Consider the following 16271-nt stretch of genomic DNA (forward strand, 5'->3'; position numbering starts at 1 on the left):
CCCAGGTCCGCGTCTCTGGCACCAAACCGGCCGAAGGGATAGATAGCGGGACCATTCCCAGTCCGGACGCCCCGACCCATGGCCGAACAGCGCCCCCTGCATGTCCTCCTCGCCGGCCCGCGCGGCTTCTGCGCCGGGGTGGATCGCGCCATCAAAATCGTGGAGGAGGCGCTGCGCCGCTACGGCGCGCCCGTCTATGTCCGGCACGAAATCGTCCATAACCGCTTCGTGGTGCAGTCCCTGGAGCGGCAGGGCGCCGTCTTCGTGGAGGAGCTGGACGAGATCCCGGATGACGGCCAGCCCGTCGTCTTCTCCGCCCATGGCGTACCCAAGGCCATCCCGGCCGAGGCGGAGCGGCGGCAGATGTTCTTCCTGGACGCCACCTGCCCGCTGGTCAGCAAGGTGCACCGGGAGGCGGAGCATCATTTCAGCCGCGGCCGCCACATGTTCCTGATCGGCCATGCCGGCCACCCGGAAGTGGTGGGCACGATGGGCCAGCTTCCCTCCGGCGCGGTGACGCTGGTGGAGGACGAGGAGGATGCGCGCCGCGTCCAGCCGCCGGCGGGCGTGCCGCTCGCCTTCATCACCCAGACGACGCTCTCCGTGGACGACACGGCCGAGATCGTGGAGATCCTGCGCAGCCGCTTCCCGGAGATGTCCGCGCCGGCCAAGGAAGACATCTGCTACGCCACCACCAACCGGCAGGCGGCGGTGAAGGCCATCGCGCCCCAGGTGGACATGATGATCGTGGTGGGGGCGCCCAACTCCTCCAACTCGGTGCGGCTGAAGGAGGTCGCGCTGCGCGCCGGCTGCGCGCAGTCGCTGATGGTGCAGCGCGGCGCCGACCTCGACCTGTCGCGGCTGGAGGGCGTGTCGCGCCTCGGCATCACTGCCGGCGCCTCGGCACCCGAGGTGCTGGTGGAGGAGGTGCTGGCCCGGCTGCGCGAGCGCTTTGCCGTCACCACCGAGGAGGTGGTGGTGGCGGAGGAGAAGATCATCTTCAAGCTGCCTTCCGCGCTCACGGCCCAGCCCGCCTGACCCATCCATGGCCGTCTACACGGAGGTGTCGGACGAGGCGCTTCGCCTCTTCCTGGAGGATTATGCTCTCGGCTCGCTGCTGGCCTTCCGCGGCATCGCGGAGGGGGTAGAGAACAGCAACTACGCGCTGAAGACGGAGGCTGGGGATTTCATCCTCACCCTCTACGAGAAGCGCGTGGACCCGGGCGAGCTGCCCTGGTTCCTCGGGTTGATGCGCCACCTCGCCGCTCACGGCCTGCCCTGCCCCGAGCCGGTTCCGGCACGCGACGGCGAGGCGCTGCGCGAGCTGGCCGGGCGTCCCGCCGCCATCTGCACCTTCCTGCCCGGCGTCTGGCCGCGCCGCGTCCGCCCGTCGCATTGCGAGCCGCTGGGCGAGGCGCTGGGGGCGCTGCACCTCGCGGGAGAGGGCTTCGCGGCGACGCGGCGCAACGGCCTCGGCCCCGATTCCTGGAGGCCGCTGCTGGAGCGCTGCCGCCCGGATGCCGATCCGGCGCTGATGCGGGAGCTGGATGGGGCGCTGTCCGCCATCCTCGACGCCTGGCCGACGGAGGGGCTTCTGCCGCGCGGCCACATCCACGCCGACCTCTTCCCCGACAACGTGTTCTTTCTGGATTCGGGGCGGCGCCCTGCCGTTTCGGGGCTGATCGACTTCTACTTCGCCTGCACGGACCTGCTCGCCTATGACGTCGCGGTGTGCCTCAACGCCTGGTGCTTCGAGGAGGCGCGCGAGTTCAACGTCACCAAGGCGCGCTCGCTGCTGCGCGGCTACGAAGCCCGCCGCCCCCTGTCGCGCGAGGAGCGGGCGGCGCTGCCGCTGCTGTGCCAGGGCGCGGCGATGCGCTTCCTGCTGACCCGCCTCTTCGATTGGGTGAACACCCCCGCCGGGGCCATGGTGACCCGCAAGGACCCGATGGAATACCTGCACAAGCTGCGCTTCTTCCGCAAAGCCCCCTCGGCGGAGGCGATCGGTGGCTGAGGAGCGCACGGTCGAGATCTGGACCGATGGCGGCTGCAAGCCCAATCCCGGCCCGGGCGGCTGGGCTGCCATCCTGCGCTTCGGCACGGCGGAGAAGGAGCTGTCGGGCTACGAGGCCGCCACGACCAACAACCGCATGGAGCTGACGGCGGCCTGCGCGGCGCTGGAGGCGCTGACGCGGCCCTGCACCGTCATCCTGCACACGGACAGCGAATACCTCCGCAACGGGATGGAGCGCTGGGTGAAAGGCTGGATCCGCAACGACTGGCGCAACGCCGCGCGTGATCCGGTGAAGAACTACGAACTCTGGCAACGCCTCCTGGCCGCCGCCAAGCCGCACCGCATCGAGTGGCGCTGGGTGCGCGGCCATGCGGGCGACACGATGAACGAGCGCGCCGACCGTCTGGCGACGCAGGCGCGCGAAGCAGGCCGCTAGCGCGGCCATCGCCGCGCAACCTTCCTCTGGCTGGGCGGTTCTTTCCCGAACGGGGGTTCATGACGACGCATTATCATTTTCTTCATCTCGCCAGCTTGGCGAGGTGCTCGCTATGACGCTTCGCATCAGCGTCGTGATCCCCACGCGCAATCGCACGCATCTGCTCGGCGAGACGCTCGATTCGGTGCTGGCGCAGGACCGCCCTCCATACGAGGTGATCGTGGTGGATGACGGCTCCACCGATGACACGCTCTCCATGCTCGAGGCCTATGCCGGACGGGTGACGGTGGGCTGCATCCCGCATTCGGGCGCGATGGTGGCCCGCAATGCCGGGGCGCGCCTCGCCAGCGGGGACGTGGTCGCCTTCTGCGACAGCGACGATGTTTGGCTGCCCGGCCATCTCGAAGCCCTGGCGCGGCTCTGGGAGGCGGTTCCGGAGCTGAACGCCGCTTATGCCAATTTTCGCCTCGTGCGCGACGGCGTCTGGGCCGAGCGCGACAAGTTCTCCGACGCGCCGCCCGGCTTCTTCGCGGGGGCGCGGCTGCTGGGCGGCGGCCTCGCCCTCTTCGACGAGCCCCCTCTCCCACGCCTGCTGCGCTTCACCCCGTTCTTTCCCTCGGCCCTGGCCGCGCGGCGCGACTTCCTCCGCCGCATCGGCGGCTGGGACGAGGCGGCGCCACAGGGCGCGAGCAGCGATTTCGCCACGGCGCTGCGGGTCGCGGAGCATCCGCGCATCGGCCTCGTGCTCAGCGCCACGGTCAGCATCCGCCAGCCGGCGCGGCTCTCGCCGGCGCAGGTGCAACGGATGAACCTGGATGACGCCGCCATTCTCGACCACGTGCTCCAAACACGGCCGAGCCTGCGGCCCCACGCCCCCGCCATCCGCGCCAGCGCGCGGCGGCGGCGGCTGCAGGCGCTGGAAACCGCCTTCGTGCGGCAGGATTTCGCCGCCGTGCGCGCCATTGCCGCACAGCTCGGTTCCACCCGGCCGCTGCGCGTCCACGCCAAGGTCGGCGTCGCGGCGCTGCCGCCCGGGCTGCGCACCGTGGCCGCGCGCACGCTGCTCAGCCTCGGCACGCTCCGCAGCCAGACGGTGCGGCGCGTCGCGCAGGGAGCATAGCGGCCCTACTCGGCCGCGAGGCGCCCGGCTTCCTCGCGCGCCAGGGCCATGAAGCCCTCGCGCGTCTGCGGCAGCTTGCGGCCCAGGAGCTGCTCCGCGACCTGGTTGCGGAGGATCTGCGCCGTGCCGCCCGCGATGGGGAACATGCGGGCGTCGCGCACGGCGCGCTCCATCGGGTTGTCGCGCGAATAGCCGGCGGCGCCCCAGAGCTGCAGCGCCATGTTGGTCACCTCCACCGCGCTGTCGGCCGCCAGCACCTTGGCGCGGGCCGCCATCAGCCGGTCGGGGAAGCCGTTGGGGCCGGCGCTGGCCGCCGCCTGCCAGATCAGGGCGCGGCTGGCTTCCAGCTTGATCGACATGTCCGCCAGCATCCAGGACAGGCCCTGGAACTCGGCGATGGGGCGGCCGAACTGGCGACGCTTCTGCACGAAGTCCAGCGCGCGGTCATAGGCGCCGGCGGCGATGCCAAGCGCGGCGGTGGCGGCGCCGACCCGCTGGCCGTTATAGGCGTCCATCAGCTTCGCGAAGCCGCGCTTGAAGCCGCCGCCCGCACGCAGGACCATGGAATCCGGCACCTCCAGGTCGCGGAAATGCAACTCCGCCTCCGGCATGCCGCACAGCCCCATGGAGGGGATGCGCCGCTCCACCACCAGGTTCGGATGCGGCCCGAGCACGAGGAAGCCGCCGATCCCCTTCTCCTCTCCATCCTCGATGGCGCGGGCGAAGATCAGGTGCAGGCGCGACACGCCGCCGCCGGTGATCCAGTGCTTCACGCCGTTGATCACCCAGGTGTCGCCCCGCCGGACGGCAGTGGTCGTCATCTCGGAGGCGGCGGAGCCGGCCTCTGGCTCGGTGATGCAGATGGCGGGCTTGTCGCCGGCCAGCACCGCATCGGCGGCGATGCGGCGCTGCGCGTCGGTGCCATAGGCCATGGTGGCGCCGATCGCACCCATATTGGCCTCGACGGCGATGCGGCCGCACACGGCGCAGCCCTTCGCCATCTCCTCCACCACCAGCACGGCATCCAGGTAGTTGCCGCCCGGCCCGCCCCATTCGCGCGGGATGGTGAGGCCCATGAAGCCGGCCTCCGTCATCCGCCGCACCATGGGCCAGGGATATTGCCCCGTGCGGTCGGTCTCGGCAGCCTGGGCGGCAGCTTCCTGCGCCAGTTCGCGGGCGCGCGCGCGCAGGCGTTCCTGCTCCGCCGTCAGGGTGAACATGGCTTCATCCTCCCAGTCTTGCTTCGATGGCGGCGCGCGTCGCGGCCGAGAGCTTCAGCGCCTCGCCCAGCCCGTCGAGCCAGGTGCGTTCGCGTTCGCTGATCGCGCCGGCCCCGGCGCAGGCGGCGGCGTAGATCTGCGCCGCCAGCATCGGGTCGCGTGCCTCGCGCGCCAGGGCGGCGGCCTCCGCCGGGCGGTCGAAATCGGCGAGGACGAGGTCGCGCTCCTCGGCCGAGAGCCCGGCCTCGTCCAGGCGGCGGGCGATGGCGGCGCGCTCCTCGCGGTCCAGCGTGCCGTCGGATTTGGCGCCGGCGATCATGGCGCGCAGCAGCAGCAGCGCCTCGCGCGTCTCGGCGGCGGGGGCGGCGGGGCGCGAGGCGGTTTCGGGCAGGCGGCGCGCCGGTTCGGCGCCGCGGCGGATGGGGGGCGGGGGGGCGGGGTCGGCGCTGCTGGAAGGGGTGGTGCTGCGCGGACGTTCCAGTGCATCGGCGGCGATGCCGGCCAGGGCACCGACCACCCGGCCGATCTGGCGGCCGTCGTGCTGCGTCAGCCCGAAGGGCAGGCGCCCCCGCGCCGGGGTGCGCCGGGCCGGGCGGCGCGCATGGCCTTCCAGCACGGCGCCAAGAATGCGGCCGAGATCCATCCGGTCAGCCTAGGGCAGATTCCGAAGGGCCGGAAACCGCCCGCTAGGCCAGGACGGTGCTGGCGGAAACCGGCTCCTCCGCCGGGCAGGGTGCGGGGCCCTCCAGCCCGGCGCGGATCACGGGCAGCAGGGCGCGGAACTCGGCGGCGCGGGGGCTGCGGGGCCGCCAGGCCAAGGCCAGGGTGCGGGAGGGCGCCTCGCCCGGTTCGCCGAAGAGGGGGCGAAGCTCGACGTCCGCGCCGCCCAGCACGCCCCCTTCCACGGCGAGGCGGGGCAGCAGGGTCAGGCCCAGCCCGCCCGCCACCATCTGCACCAGCGTGTGGAGGGAGGTGGCGGCGAATTCCTCGCCCGAGGCCAGGCTGCGCGGCAGGCCGCAGGCCTCTTGCGCCTGGGCCCGCAGGCAATGCCCCTCCTCCAGCAGCAGCATGGGCTCGCCGGTCAGGGCGGATGCGGCCACGCCGGGCTGGGCGCAAAGCCGATGCTCGGGCGGAAGGGCCAGGAGGAAGGGATCGGCGAAAACCGGCTCGACCTCCAGACCGTCGCATTCGCAGGGAAGCGCGAGGAGCAGCAGGTCCAGTCGCCCGGCGAGAAGCTGCGCGCGCAGCCGCTCCGTCGTGTCCTCGCGCAGCCAGAGGCGCAGCCGGGGCAGCGCGTCGCGCAGGGCGGGCATCAGCCGCGGCAGCAGGAAGGGACCGACCGTGGGGATGACGCCCAGGCGCAGCGGGCCCGAAAGCGGGTCACGCGAGGCGGCGATGGTTTCCGCCACCGCCTCCAGCGCGGTGAGCGCGGCGCGGCCCCGCGCCACCACGTCCAGCCCCAGCGGGGTGAAGACCACGCGCTTGCTGTTGGAGCGGTCGAGCAGGCTGGCGCCGAATTGCCGCTCCAGCGCGATCACCCCGGCGGAGAGCGTGGATTGGGTGACGGCGCAGGCGGCGGCGGCGCGGCCGAAATGCCCGTGATCCGCCAGGGCGACGACATAACGAAGCTGCTGTGGGCTGGGGAGGTGCATCAATCAGGCTGGCCAGACATCCGAGGATCATTAAGGATCATCGAAGGCGCCGGTCCAGCCCGCCAGGGCGCAGGGCCGGCATGAATCCGGCCCTGCGCCGTGTCTCAGCGCGACATCTTGTAGAGCTTGGTCGCCACTTCGAACATTTCCTCCGGCGCGTAATCCGGGGTGAAGGCGGAGGCGACGCCGGTGAGGTCGTGGATCTTGCCGCCCTCGGGCATGCCCTCGACCACCTCCAGCTCGCCTGGCGGATCGCCCGGCAGGGCCTGCTCGCCGCCACCGCCCCAGATGCCCGCCATCTCGCGATAATCCTCGGGGCTGAAGGTGTAGAGGCGGCGATGCGAGCCCTCGGCCAGGTATTTCTGGCACTCGGGGATCTTGTCGAGCGGGATGTTCGGCGTGGGCAGCACCTTGTCGAGATCGGCGCCGGTGATCTTCTTGATCGCGAGCGCATAGGCGTGGGCGTGCACCGAGCCGCGCACCAGGAGGTAGCCGCAGACTTCGCGGCCCGTGGGATCGGTCAGGCTTTCATAGACGCGCAGCTTGTGCAGCCGGGCGCCGCATTCCAGGTGAAAATTGTGCAGCAGGTCCACGATGACGTTGCCCGTTGTCGTGACGAAGTCGCGATTCCAGGCCGCGCCGTTGCTGTCCACCGGCATGGAGCCGCCACCATTCGAGTAGAAAGAGGCAGCGAGGCGGATGTCCTTCATCGCATCGAAAGGCGCGTTCGAGATGTCGGCGCCGCCCTTCTCGTTCGCCTCGGAATCGGGACCGTTCGCGAGCATGGCGACGCCGTTGCTCACCAATTCCACGTGGCCCAACTCCTCCGCCGTGATGGCGGCGACGATGGAGTAGAAGGGGCGCAACTTGGACTTCGAGCGGAAATTGAAGCTCTGGAACATGTAGTTCCCGAGGGTGGACATCTCGCCATACTTGCCGCCGAGCAGTTCCTGCAACGCGGCTGCGGCGTTGGGGTCCTGACGCTTGGGCGCGGGCAACTCGGTCTGCAGCTTGTCGACGCGCAGGAACATCGGAAACCTCCGATTGGGGGGATCATGACCAGGAATGGTCCTGCCTCGAACGCTTCCTGTCCTGACTGGCTTCCCACAGGACCGATGATTTCATTCGGTGTGTTTCATCGAGAAAGCTGATGAAACTCGCGCAAAGGATTCATTGGTGCACCGCAGCATCGCATGGCATCTCCACGCGTGAGCGGCCCCGGAGGGCTGCTGCAACGACATCAGGAGTGACAAGCGAATGCTCACCGTTGGTGACAAGTTCCCCGCCTTCCAGCTGACCGCCGTGAAGGGCGGCGCGGAGGGCTTGGCCGGCCCGGGCAAGTCCTTCGAGGACATCACTTCCGAGTCCAACCCCGGCAAGTGGAAGATCGTCTTCTTCTGGCCCAAGGACTTCACCTTTGTCTGCCCGACCGAGATCGCGGCCTTCGGCAAGCTGAACAGCGAGTTCGAAGACCGTGATGCGGTGATCTACGGCGTGTCCTGCGACAGCGAGTTCGTCCACCTGAACTGGCGCGTCCACAACAGCGACCTGAAGGACCTTCCCTTCCCGATGCTGGCCGACATCAAGCGCGAGCTGGCGACGGCGCTGGGCGTGCTCGACAAGCAGGCCGGCGTGCCGCTGCGCGTCACCTTCATCGTGGACCCGGAGAACACGATCCAGCACGTCGCGGTGAACGGGCTGAACGTGGGCCGCAACCCGCAGGAGACGCTGCGCATCCTCGACGCGCTGCAGACGGACGAGCTGTGCCCCTGCAACTGGACCAAGGGCGAGGACGCGCTGAAGCCGCAGGAGCTGTTCGAGAAGGCGGCCTAAGGCCGCCTTCCATCGCACCGTCTGGTAGCCGCCACACCAACCCTACCTGCCGGTGCGAAAGGGGGGCATCCAGCCCCCTTAGACCCCCCGCTTTCAGCCGCACGTGTGCGGCTGAAAGACGCGTTTCTCCCCTTCCCCAATCTGCCCCTTGGAGCCCGCCATGTCGCTGGAAGCCCTTCGCAACGCCCTGCCCGAATACGCCAAGGACCAGAAGCTGAACCTCGGCAGCCTCTCCACAGAGCCGTCACTCTCCGCGCAACAGCGCGCCGGCACCTTTGTCGTCTCCGCACTGGCGAGCCGCAACGCGACGGTGATCCGGAACACCCTGGCGGAGTTTGGCCCACAGCTTTCCCCTGAGGCGCTGAATGCCGCGAAGGCCGCCGCCTCCATCATGGGGATGAACAACATCTACTACCGCTTCACCCACCTCGTGCATGGCGACTACGCCACCATGCCGGCGAAGCTGCGCATGAACGTGATGGCGAAGCCGGGCGTGGACAAGGTGGATTTCGAGCTCTGGTCGCTCGCCGTCTCCGCGATCAATGGCTGCGGCATGTGCATGGAGAGCCACGAGAAGGTTCTGCTGCAGCACGGCGTCACCAAGGAGCAGGTGCAGGCCGCCATCCGCATCGCCGCCGTCGTGCATGCCACGGCCGCGACGCTGGACGCCGAGGAAGCGCTCGCGGCCTAAGTAAATCCACTTCGCCGCCGGCGAAGATTGCATGAATCACGATATATACAATTTTTAGTTGAGTAAGGGGAAGCCCCGATGCTTCCCCTCACCGATCCGCTTAACCATCGCGTGAGGATCAATCTGCTGGGACAACTTCCTGGCGGGAATCTCCGGGTGGTTGGGACCATGAGCGGCAGCATCAACGTGGTGACAGGGTCGGTCGAGGACGATGTGGCCGTCCCCGGGGAAAGCTCCCCGCTGGTGACCGGCAGCTTCACCGCCGGCGACGATCTCATCTACGCCTCCAACGGCGACGACACGCTGGATGGCGGGGAAGGTGTGAACCAGTATTACGTCGGCGACGGCGTCCGGGTCATGATCTGGCATTCCGGCGCTGCCGCCGCGGCCTATCCCGTGCTGGTGTACAAGTTCGGCCTCGACGGCGCGCTCTGGGGCATCGACCGGCTGGCGAATTTCTCGGTCTTCGCCGGTGGCGCCGAGGAGGATCAGATCCGCCTGGGCCTGCAGGACGACACGGTCTGCGGCGGCGCTGGCGACGACTACCTGGATGGCGGGGCCGGGGTGAACGCCCTCGTCTTCCTGGGCGAGGTGGATATGGGCGTGCAGGTGGACCTGTCGCGCTTCTGCGCCCGCGATGCCTGGGGCTTCACCGACCAGATCCACAATTTCCGGAACGTGATCGGCACGTCGCTGGACGACGAGATCATCGGCAACGAGCAGAACAACACGCTGGATGGCGGGGCCGGGAATGATTCGCTGACGGCCTTTGCCGGCGACAACCTGCTGCTGGGCGGCGAGGGCAACGACCTTCTCGAAGGCGGAGCCAGCGCGGATACGCTGGTGGGCGGGACGGGCGACGACGTCTACTTCGTCTCCAGCCTCTCGGCGGTGGTGGTCGAGGAAGCGGATGGCGGCGGCGACGCGCTCTGGGCCCTCGTCGACGGATTCGTCGTGCCGCTGCATGTCGAGGTCGCCGCGCTGGGCGGCACCGCGCGCCTGCTCACCGGCTCCGACGGCGGCATGCAGCTCTTCGCCAATGCCTCCTTCGGCTCCACCCTGAACGCTGGTAGCGGCAACGACACGCTCAACGGCTCCACCTTCGCCGATACGCTCTCGGGCGGCGCAGGCACCGACGTGATCTACGGCAATGGCGGGGCCGACACCCTGCTCGGCGGGACGGGCGACGACCTCTTCGTCGTCAAGGATCCCGCGGCCCGCTTGGTCGAAATGGAGGCCGAGGGCAAGGACGTCGCGGTGTTCGACGGCAACCACGCCTTCACCCTCGACGCGCATGTCGAGTTTGGCCTTATGATCAACGACACCCATATCCTCCAGGGGCCAGACACCGGTGCGACGCTGGTGAACTTCGGCAACCTCGCCGCGACGCTGACGGGCGGCGCGGGCAATGACACCCTGTTCGGCAACACGCTGGGTGGCGAGACGCTCTCGGGCGGCGGGGGCAACGACACGCTTGTGGGCGGCGGCGGTGCCGACACGCTGATCGGCAGCATGGGTGACGACACCTACACGATCCAGGACGCGGGCGACGCCGTGATCGAGCTCGAAGGCGAAGGCAATGATCTTGCCTTCGTTTACGTCAATGGCTGGACGGTGCCGCTGGGCGTCGAAACCGCGCAGCTGGTCGGCCTGGCCACCCAGCTTGCGGGCGGCACGGGGGCCCAGACGCTGGTGGGCAACATGGATCTCGCCTCCACCCTCGATGGCGGCGCGGGCGACGACACGCTGGTCGGCACGAGCTTCGCCGACAAGCTGCGCGGCGGCACCGGCAATGACGTCATCGTCTCCGGCGGTGGCGCGGATCAGCTCATCTTCGATGCGCAAAGCTGGGGCGCGGACAATGTCTTCGGCCTCGTCGCCGGCTCGGGCTTCGGGTTGGATCTGCGTGGCTCGGGTGTGTCCGGCCTCGCTGCCGTTACCCTCTCCGCCTTCGATGGCGGGGTGATGCTGCAATCCGAACAGGGCTCCATCGCCTTCTTCGGCCTCACCACCCAGCAGGTGCAGGACGCGCTGATCTTCTGATCAGCCTGTGGAGGGACGCACCGCAAGGTGCGTTCCTTCCAGGGAAGGATGCCAGGGTTCAGACAGGTTCCAGCAAGGCCTCGTCGAAGAAGTCGAGATAGCGCCTTGCCATCTCGCGTGCCGTCGAGGGCTGCGGAAGCGCCTTTACCAGCCCCTCATGCATCATGGGTTCCATCGCCTTCCGCATCGCCCGCACCAGGTCGGCCGGATCATTCGGCAGGAAGTGCAGGCCCGAGACGCCGCCGACATTCGGGCAAGGCAAGGACGCCTTCTGTTGCATGTGCCGAAGATGGAAATGCGCTCGCGCGCAGGTAGAGAGGGCGGCCAGGACACAGTTGTGGCACCTGAGCGAGCCGAAATGCAGCCGCAGCGCCCATTACGTCCTAGCGCGCCTGGTCGCCCGGCGAGATGGACAGCGCGATGCGGCACTCCACCCCTTCCGGCCCGAGTTCGTAATTCACCTCCGCACCGAGCTGGTAGGGCAATGCATGTTCGATCAGCTCGCGGCCACGGCCATGGCCGCGCCGCTCCTCGGCATCCGGCGCGGAAATGGCCGCGCCGTGCTCGCTCCAATGGACGTGGAGGCAACGCCCGCCGTCGGATTGCGTGGTCAGCCACCACCGGACGGCCAGCCGGCCTTCCGGGCTGGAGAGCGCCCCGTACTTCACGGCATTGGTCGCGAGCTCGTGCAGCGCGAGCGCGAAGGTCTGCACCATGACCGAGCGCAGCAGCACCCCTGGCGGCCCATCGAGCGTGACTTGGTCCCCCCCGTCCCCCCTCCCGAGTGCGCCATGAGCCTGCAACTCGGTCCGCAGAAGCTCATCGAAGGCAATGCGGTCCCAGGCACCCAGGCGCGACAGGAGGTAATTCGCACGCGCCAAGGCGCCGAGCCGGGCGTTGAAGCGTTCACCGAAGGCATCGAGCGAGGCGACATCCTTGCGCGTCTGCCGCGCCATGGCCTGGACGAGGCCGAGGATGTTGCGGGAGCGGTGCTGGAGTTCCGCGACGAGAACCTCCATGCGCGCCGCCGTTGCCTTGGCGTCGGTGACATCCTGCCCGATGCAGCCGATGCGCACGACGCGCCCCTCGCCATCGCGGATGGGAAACTCGGTGTTGCGGAGCCAGCGCACCGCCCCATCCGAGGGCCGCACGATGCGATACTCGAAGTTCACGTGCTCACCAACGAGAACGCGGTCGAGAGCCGCCAAGGCCGTGTCGCGGTCGTCGGGGTGGATCAGCGCCGTCCAGTTGTGAAACATGTCGCCTTCCAGCGCAGCGGAGCAGTTCACGCCGTAGATGGGCTCGAAGGCAGGCGAGAGGTATTCCCACTGCAGCGTCTCCGCATTGCGGATCCACAGAACATTCGTCGAGGCGTCGGCGAATTGCCGGGACCGTTCCTCGCTCATGCGCAGCGCCTCCTCGGCCTTCCGGCGTTCCGAAAGGTCTGCGGTCACGACCAGGAAATTGCCTGGCCGGCCGTTGCGGTCCCGCAGTCGCGTGATCGTGCTGCTCGCCCATACCATGCTGCCGTCGGGCCGGATGTAGCGCTTGTCTAGGGAGGTCGCCTCGCCTTGGGTGGCAGCACGAACAAGCGCGACGGTGCTTGGGGGTAGATCGTCGGCATGGGTGACATCCGGAACCGAAAGGCGGAGCAGTTCCTCGCGCGAGCGGCCGAGAAGCTGACACAGCGCATCGTTGACCGCGAGGAAGCGGCCATTCTCCGCCACCTCCGACAGTCCCACGGCGGCCTGCGCGAAGATGGTGGCGAGGCGCTCCTCGCTATCCCCCGCGTGGCTGGCGTTTTCGGCCAGCACGACCAGAACGCCGCCGACCTCGCCGCTGTCATCTCGCACAGGGCTGAAGGAGGCGGTGAACCGAGCCTCCTGCGACTGCCCGTCTTGCTCCACAAGCATGGAGAAATCCCCGACCGTGACCGTCTCGCCTGCCAGGGCGCGCTGGAAGAGCGGGCCGTTCACCGCCCAGCTCTCAGGCCAAGCCTCTTCCGCCGGCCGGCCCAGGGCGAAAGCGTGCTTGGCGCCCGCGACCGCGATCAGGGCGTCGTTGTAGATCTGGATGAAGCGGGGCCCCCAGGCGAGCAGGATGGGAAAGCCACTGGGGAGGATGATGTCGAGCGCGGCCCGCAGGTTTCTCGGCCAAGCCTCGACGGGCCCGAGCGGCGACCCAGCCCAATCATGAGCGTGGATGCGTGCCGCGATCTCGCCCATCGCTCCACCTCTGCTTGAGGCCTGGGGCGCTGGGCCATCCAGGCCATCTCCACCATGGGACCAGCCTGGGCAGGGGAAAAACGAACCTCGAGCCTAGGCGCTTGAAGAATGCTCAAACTGCTCGCAGAGAATGTGGATCACACGAGAAGTCTCCAAGGGCTTCTCGCACAAAAGAACGTCCTGGAAGGCGGGCGCGAGGGCGTCGCGGTTGTAGCCCGTCGCGAACAGGATGGGCACGCCCAGACGGCGGAGCGCATCAGCGACGGGATAGACGGTTGCGCCCATGAGCTTGACGTCGAGCACGGCTGCGTCGACGCGCTCATGCCGATCGAGGATTCTCATGGCCGCGTCCACCGTGGCCACGGGGCCGAGAACATTCGCTCCGGCCATTTCCAGCTGCTCTGCTAGGTCGCGGGCGATCAAGTACTCGTCCTCAACGACCAGGATGTTTCGGCCAGCGATTGCCTCAGCCTGTGACATGCAGACCCCTCAACTTCCATAACAGTAGCAACCAAAATACATGATCACAACTGGAAATTGCGACAACGATCATCTGCGTGGCTCATTCTGCAATGCAGCAGGGAGTGCGCCCACCGAGCCTCGGTGCGCGACGAGACTACACGAATGCACGCGAGAGAATCGTGCATGCGCTACGTCGCAGGAGACGAAAAAGGGTACTTCGGAACGCCGGATCGTCTGCTCCAGCACAACCCCATCCGGATTTTTGCGGAACTGCAAGAAGCAGCGGGCGCTGCTATCCCGCGCTCACAAGAGGGATTGTGCATGCGCGCCCTGCGAAAGTTGAAGAGCGGCTACGAGCAAATCGGGTGGACTGCCCTGACCGATGATGGACGAGGCACGTTCAGAGTCCAGACGGGCCCTGAGCCCCAGGACTTCACCCTGTTCGTCACCACTTGGGTTCCGAGCGAAGCCGGAACCGGCATGTCATCCGGCAGCGAGCGAGCCGTGCTGGTATCGGCGTGGCAGGACCCAGCGCTGCTCCCCGGCTGGCAGCCGGTGGGGGCCTGCACGTCTCCGGTCCGCTGATCGGCGACGGACGTCTGCATGGCATCTCCGAACCCGTGGAGGGAGGGCACTGACCTCCACCACGGGGATGTACCGGCCCATATTAATTCATTGGCATGAAATAACGGAACCGGCGTAGCATAGCCACGCCAGGGGCCGGACCCAGGTGGCCTCGGCGTGGAGGACGCCGTCATGCCGTATTCCGCCGTCGCCCGCGCGCTGATCGCCGCCGGCCTCGTTGTCACGCCGCTTGCAGTTCGCGCCCAGCAGCATGATCACAGCCACGCCGGAAGCCAAGCTGCCGTTCTCGGCCGCGTACACTTCCCCGTGCAATGTTCCCCCGAGGCGCAAGCCGCCTTTGACGAGGGGATGAAGCTGCAGCACTCCTTCTGGTACCAGGCCGCCGGCCAGGCCTTCCAGCAGGCGCGGCAGCGTGATCCCGGCTGCACCATGACCCATTGGGGCGAGGCGTTGTCGCTGCTCACCAATCCCTACAGCCCGCCCTCCCCGGCCAATCTGCGCCAGGGCCGCGCCTTGCTCGAGGAGGCGAAGCGCCTGGGTGCGCGGAACGAGCGCGAGGCCGCCTACGTGGATGCGCTGTCGCTGGTCTTCGCCGGTGACGACGTGGCGCAACACCGTGCCCGCCTCGGCGCCTACCGCGATGCCATGGGGCAGCTGCACGCCCGCTTCCCCGACGACACCGAAGGAGCGATCCAGTACGCGCTGATCCTGGGTGTCGCTGCCTCACCCGCCGACAAGACCTATGCCGACCAGCTTCGCGGCGCTGCGATCCTGGAAGCGGAGTGGGAGCGCCAGCCCGAGCATCCGGGCATCGTCCATTACCTCATCCACCTCTACGACTACCCGCCTCTCGCCGCACGCGGCGTTCGCGCGGCCGAGCGCTATGCGACGCTGGCGGCGGATGCGGCGCACGCGCTGCACATGCCATCGCACATCTTCACCCGGATCGGCCGCTGGGATGGCTCGATCGAGAGCAATCAGCGCTCGGCCGAGCGCGCCGTCGCCACCGGGGACGTGGATGGTGAGTTCCACGCGATCGACTACATGGTCTATGCCTATCTGCAGACGGGCCAGGACGAGGCCGCGCGCCGTGCCCTGTCCTCTGCCGGCCGGGCACGCTCGGCCACGCCGCCGCGCAACGCCCATGCCTTCGCCGCTGCCGCCATGCCGGCGCGGCTCGCGCTGGAGCGGGGCGCCTGGGCCGAGGCGGCGGCGCTGCCTGCCCCGGCGCAAGAAGGCGCCTTTCCCTACACGGACGCGCTGACGCATTTCGCCCGGGCCATCGGCCTTGCCCGCTCCGGCCGACCACAGGAGGCTTCCGCCGACATCGAGGCGCTGCGCCGCATCGCAGAGACGCTGCGCACGCGCGACGCCTACTGGTCTGAGCAGGTGGACATCCAGCGCCAATCCGCCGAGGGCGTGGCGCTCTTCGCGGCTGGCCGGCAGGAGGAAGGGCTGACCACGCTGCGCGCTGCGGCCGACCGTGAAGGGCGCACCGAGAAGCACGTGGTGACGCCGGGCCCGCTGGCGCCAGCGCGCGAACTGCTGGCAGAGGCGCTGCTGGAGGCCCGCCAGCCCGCTGCCGCGCTGACTGAGTTCGAGGCCGTGCAGCAGACCGAGCCACGCCGCTTCCGCGCCGTCGCTGGTGCCGCCCGCGCGGCGGAGCAGGCGGGCAACCGCGACGCGGCGCGCCGCCACTATGCGGCGCTGCTGGAGATCGCTCCGAATGCGGATGCCAGCCGGCAGGAACTGGTCCAGGCGAGGGCTTTCGTCGGCACGCGGTGACTGCGCCGGTCTTGCCTGGGTGTTGCGGAGGATTTCCTGGCCAAGCCGGGTTCCGTCTTCGGGCGGTGCCCGGCGCTTTGAACGGTTACGGGATGCGCGTGCCGTCTACGAGATGGCCAGAGGCACCTCAGCGATGGAAGCCTCCTGACGTGTCCGGCCACGCCCTGAATGCTGCTGGTGGACCTGTGAGTGATGGAGCAGCGCT

Annotated in this window: 16 protein-coding genes; 9 read left to right on the plus strand and 7 right to left on the minus strand. The window is 68.7% G+C overall.

Annotated elements, in window-relative coordinates; all coding sequences use genetic code 11:
- Window positions 1–78 precede the first annotated feature (78 nt).
- The 4 genes from ispH (at window position 79) to JTJ31_RS05550 (ending at window position 3570) form a co-directional block, all read left to right on the plus strand.
- Window positions 79–1038 carry a 4-hydroxy-3-methylbut-2-enyl diphosphate reductase gene (gene ispH, locus JTJ31_RS05535; protein ID WP_207537615.1) on the plus strand — a complete coding sequence of 320 codons (960 nt, stop codon included), beginning with the start codon at window positions 79–81 and terminating at the stop codon, window positions 1036–1038.
- 7 nt (window positions 1039–1045) lie between these two features.
- Window positions 1046–2014 carry a homoserine kinase gene (locus JTJ31_RS05540; protein ID WP_207537616.1) on the plus strand — a complete coding sequence of 323 codons (969 nt, stop codon included), beginning with the start codon at window positions 1046–1048 and terminating at the stop codon, window positions 2012–2014.
- Window positions 2007–2450, plus strand: a complete 444-nt coding sequence (rnhA, locus tag JTJ31_RS05545) for a ribonuclease HI (RefSeq protein WP_207537617.1) — start codon at window positions 2007–2009, stop codon at window positions 2448–2450. The genes JTJ31_RS05540 and rnhA overlap by 8 nt, the downstream gene beginning before the upstream one ends.
- Before the next feature lie 112 nt (window positions 2451–2562).
- Entirely contained in the window at window positions 2563–3570 is a 1008-nt protein-coding gene (locus tag JTJ31_RS05550) for a glycosyltransferase family 2 protein (protein ID WP_207537618.1), read from the plus strand.
- A 5-nt stretch (window positions 3571–3575) separates the two neighbouring features.
- Here the strand turns inward: JTJ31_RS05550 and acdA are convergent, their stop codons facing one another.
- From acdA to JTJ31_RS05570, 4 genes are all read right to left on the minus strand, one after another.
- The gene (gene acdA / locus JTJ31_RS05555; RefSeq protein ID WP_207537619.1) at window positions 3576–4790 is read right to left on the minus strand and encodes a 3-sulfinopropanoyl-CoA desulfinase; all 1215 of its coding nucleotides are present in this window, start codon (window positions 4788–4790) and stop codon (window positions 3576–3578) included.
- A 4-nt stretch (window positions 4791–4794) separates the two neighbouring features.
- Window positions 4795–5433, minus strand: a complete 639-nt coding sequence (locus JTJ31_RS05560) for a DUF533 domain-containing protein (protein WP_207537620.1) — start codon at window positions 5431–5433, stop codon at window positions 4795–4797.
- A 43-nt stretch (window positions 5434–5476) separates the two neighbouring features.
- Window positions 5477–6445 (minus strand): hydrogen peroxide-inducible genes activator, encoded by a 969-nt coding sequence (locus JTJ31_RS05565; protein ID WP_207537621.1) that lies wholly within the window; start codon window positions 6443–6445, stop codon window positions 5477–5479.
- Window positions 6446–6546: 101 nt separating this feature from the next.
- Window positions 6547–7473 (minus strand): manganese catalase family protein, encoded by a 927-nt coding sequence (locus JTJ31_RS05570; protein ID WP_207537622.1) that lies wholly within the window; start codon window positions 7471–7473, stop codon window positions 6547–6549.
- 226 nt (window positions 7474–7699) lie between these two features.
- Between JTJ31_RS05570 and JTJ31_RS05575 the strand changes: the two genes are divergently transcribed.
- From JTJ31_RS05575 to JTJ31_RS05585, 3 genes are all read left to right on the plus strand, one after another.
- Window positions 7700–8275 carry a peroxiredoxin gene (locus JTJ31_RS05575; RefSeq protein WP_207537623.1) on the plus strand — a complete coding sequence of 192 codons (576 nt, stop codon included), beginning with the start codon at window positions 7700–7702 and terminating at the stop codon, window positions 8273–8275.
- Between the two features lie 160 nt (window positions 8276–8435).
- A complete protein-coding gene (locus JTJ31_RS05580) occupies window positions 8436–8966 on the plus strand; it encodes a carboxymuconolactone decarboxylase family protein (RefSeq protein WP_207537624.1) in 531 nt (176 codons plus the stop codon).
- 168 nt (window positions 8967–9134) lie between these two features.
- A complete protein-coding gene (locus tag JTJ31_RS05585; protein WP_207537625.1) occupies window positions 9135–11009 on the plus strand; it encodes a calcium-binding protein in 1875 nt (624 codons plus the stop codon).
- A gap of 58 nt (window positions 11010–11067) precedes the next feature.
- Here JTJ31_RS05585 and JTJ31_RS05590 read toward each other — a convergent pair whose 3' ends face one another.
- From JTJ31_RS05590 to JTJ31_RS05600, 3 genes are all read right to left on the minus strand, one after another.
- Window positions 11068–11271 carry a hypothetical protein gene (locus tag JTJ31_RS05590; RefSeq protein ID WP_207537626.1) on the minus strand — a complete coding sequence of 68 codons (204 nt, stop codon included), beginning with the start codon at window positions 11269–11271 and terminating at the stop codon, window positions 11068–11070.
- A 121-nt stretch (window positions 11272–11392) separates the two neighbouring features.
- Window positions 11393–13234 carry a PAS domain S-box protein gene (locus tag JTJ31_RS05595; RefSeq protein ID WP_207537627.1) on the minus strand — a complete coding sequence of 614 codons (1842 nt, stop codon included), beginning with the start codon at window positions 13232–13234 and terminating at the stop codon, window positions 11393–11395.
- Between the two features lie 93 nt (window positions 13235–13327).
- Window positions 13328–13714, minus strand: a complete 387-nt coding sequence (locus JTJ31_RS05600; RefSeq protein WP_268956997.1) for a response regulator — start codon at window positions 13712–13714, stop codon at window positions 13328–13330.
- 165 nt (window positions 13715–13879) lie between these two features.
- On the opposite strand from JTJ31_RS05600, the gene JTJ31_RS05605 reads away from it, so the two are divergent.
- Window positions 13880–14281: a hypothetical protein gene (locus tag JTJ31_RS05605; protein WP_207537629.1), complete on the plus strand. Its 402-nt coding sequence runs from the start codon at window positions 13880–13882 to the stop codon at window positions 14279–14281.
- 171 nt (window positions 14282–14452) lie between these two features.
- Complete coding sequence (locus tag JTJ31_RS05610; protein WP_207537630.1) at window positions 14453–16066, plus strand: hypothetical protein; 1614 nt, start codon at window positions 14453–14455, stop codon at window positions 16064–16066.
- Window positions 16067–16271: the final 205 nt, after the last annotated feature.

The sequence above is a fragment of the Sabulicella rubraurantiaca genome (assembly GCF_017355885.1).
Taxonomy (GTDB): domain Bacteria; phylum Pseudomonadota; class Alphaproteobacteria; order Acetobacterales; family Acetobacteraceae; genus Roseococcus; species Roseococcus rubraurantiacus.